This is a genomic window from Aminobacter sp. P4_H6_2, from assembly GCF_056400805.1.
Map to the genome: position 1 here is coordinate 1 of NZ_JBFUKO010000723.1, position 2,561 is coordinate 2,561.

Sequence of the window (2,561 nt, forward strand, 5' to 3'; positions counted from 1 at the left end):
CGGCCATGCAGCCGGTGCGGCAGCGGCGGCCGATTGCGGTGCTTCAGGCAATGCCGGCGAAGCGTCGGAAGCCGGCGACGAGTCCTACGCGATCTCGCCACTCTGGCAGGTCAAGGCCAAGGGCAAGGCATTCGTCGACTTCCAGCACGACGTCACCGTATCCGACGTGACGCTGGCGCAGCGCGAAGGCTTCGAGAGCGTCGAGCATCTCAAGCGCTACACCACGCTTGGCATGGCGACCGACCAGGGCAAGACCTCCAACATCACCGGCCTCGCCATCATGRCCGACGCCACCGGCCGCACCATCCCGCAGACTGGTACGACGATCTATCGTCCACCCTATGCCCCGGTGGCCATCGGCGCGCTCGCTGGCCATCACCGCGACGAGAGCTTCCACGCCTGGCGCCTGACGCCGTCGCATCATTGGGCAGCTGCACGTGGCGCGGTATTCGTCGACACCGGCCTGTGGAAGCGCGCGCAATGGTATCCGCAGCCGGGCGAAAAGGACTGGATTGAATCGGTCACCCGTGAAGTGCTCGCAGTGCGCAACGGCGTCGGCTTCTGCGACGTTTCCACGCTCGGCAAGGTCGATGTGCGTGGTGCCGACGCCGGTACCTTCCTCGACCGCGTCTACATCAACGCCTTCTCCTCGCTCGCCGTTGGCAAGGCCCGCTACGGCCTGATGCTGCGTGAGGATGGCATCGTGATGGACGACGGCACGACCTCGCGCATCGCTGAAGACCACTATTTCCTGACCACGACCACGGCCAAGGCCGGGCCTGTCATGGCGCATCTTGAATTCTGCCGCCAGGTGCTCTGGCCCGAACTCGACGTGCAGTTGTCGTCCGCCACCGACCAGTGGGCGCAGTTCTCCATCGCCGGGCCCAACACCCGCAAGCTGCTGCAGGAACTTGTCGATCCGTCGGAAGACATGACCAATGAGGGCTTCCCGTTCATGGGTGCGCGCGAGGTCAAGCTGCGGGGCGGGGTCACGGCACGCCTATTCCGTATCTCGTTCTCCGGCGAAATCGCCTTCGAGATCTCGGTTCCGGCCCGCTATGGCGCTGCCATGGCGCAAAACCTGATGATTGCCGGCCGCGATCTGGGCGTCACGCCCTATGGCACCGAAGCCCTTGGCGTCATGCGCATCGAAAAGGGACACGTCGCTGGTCCCGAGCTCAATGGCACCACGACCGCCGACGATCTCGGCCTTGGCAAGATGATGTCGAAGAAGAAGGACTTCATTGGCCGCGTCATGGCGGGTCGTGAAGGGCTGACTGCCACCGACCGTCAGGTCGTCGTCGGTATCAAGCCGCTCGACCCAAAACGCCGCCTGCGCTCCGGTGCCCATGTCGTTCCCAAGGGTGCGATCCCAGGTCCGCAGACGGACCAGGGCTACGTCACCTCGGTCTGCTATTCGCCGATGCTGGAACAGTGGATCGGCCTTGGTCTGGTCGAACGCGGCCGCGAGCGCTTCGGAGAAATCGTGCGCATCCACGACCCGCTGCGCAGTGAGGACTACGAAGCCGAAATCTGCAACCCAGTCTTCTACGATCCAGAAGGAGCGCGCCAGCGTGGTTGATTATCTCTGGAACACCCAATCGCCGTTGCAGAAGGCACTCGTTCCGGGCCGTCACGGCGCGTCTGGAACACATGCCGGCGTGACGCTCAACGAAGTGCGCGACATCGTTCTGGTGCAGGTCATGGCGCGGCGCGGCAAAGCGGCGGAAACCGCCAAGGCAGCCAAGAAGCTCTTCGGCGTCGAGGCACCAACCACACCCAAGGCCGTCATAGGCAAAACCGCCACGCTGATCTGGTCTGGTCCCGACCAGTTCACGGTCATTGCGCCACGTACCGATGAGGCATCGCAGCTTGCAGCCATGACCCAGGTTTTCGCTGGCTCGGCGTCGCTGTCCGATCAGTCGGACGGCCGCTGCCTGATCCGCGTTTCAGGACCGCGTGGCCGCGATGCGATCGCGAAGTTCTCGTCGCTCGACTTGCATGACGCGGCCTTTCCGGTCGGCACCGCAGCGAACACGTCGATTGACCACACGGCGGTCAATTTCTGGCGCGAGGCCAATGGCGCTGACGGACATCCCGTCTACAATATACTGGTCTTCACCAGCTTCTCTGACAGCCTGTGGCACACCATTGTGGATTCGTCGCTGGAGTATGGCGTCGAAGCTTCGAGCGCCCGCGCAGCCTGACACGCGCTGCGCATCAGCCAAACAGGAAAGCCCCGTTCGACTGGACGGGGCTTCTTCTTTTGACGCGCAGTCTCACGAGCCAGGCTGACATTCAGGCATGGAAAAGCTCTGCCGCAAGCGCAGGACGCTTCCGGCAGAGCTCATTGGATTGGAACAGGATCAGGCCTCGACGCAGGCCTTGCGCAGCTGGATCAGCGAGGCCGTCGGGCGCAGCAACGACAAGGTCATGCGCTCGACGCAGAGTGGCATTACCAGCTTGGCACCGTCGGCATAGAACGACCCGCCGGTGGCCCGGAACGAGCCCTTGTCGATGATGGTTTCCAGCACGTCGCGCGTGCGCAGCGGCAACAGATC

Annotated in this window: 3 protein-coding genes; 2 read left to right on the forward strand and 1 reads right to left on the reverse strand. The window is 63.7% G+C overall.

The features are described 5' to 3' along the window. The coding region (locus AC1DUU_RS29195; protein WP_476786814.1) for a glycine cleavage T C-terminal barrel domain-containing protein at positions 1 to 1,582 on the forward strand (1,582 nt) is incomplete at its 5' end. Continuing rightward, complete coding sequence (locus AC1DUU_RS29200) at positions 1,575 to 2,207, forward strand: sarcosine oxidase subunit gamma (RefSeq protein ID WP_476786815.1); 633 nt, start codon at positions 1,575 to 1,577, stop codon at positions 2,205 to 2,207. The genes AC1DUU_RS29195 and AC1DUU_RS29200, both read left to right, overlap by 8 nt. A 159-nt stretch (positions 2,208 to 2,366) precedes the next feature. On the opposite strand, the gene AC1DUU_RS29205 is transcribed toward AC1DUU_RS29200, so the two are convergent. Then, positions 2,367 to 2,561: hypothetical protein (locus AC1DUU_RS29205; protein ID WP_476786816.1), on the reverse strand; the 195-nt coding region annotated here is incomplete at its 5' end.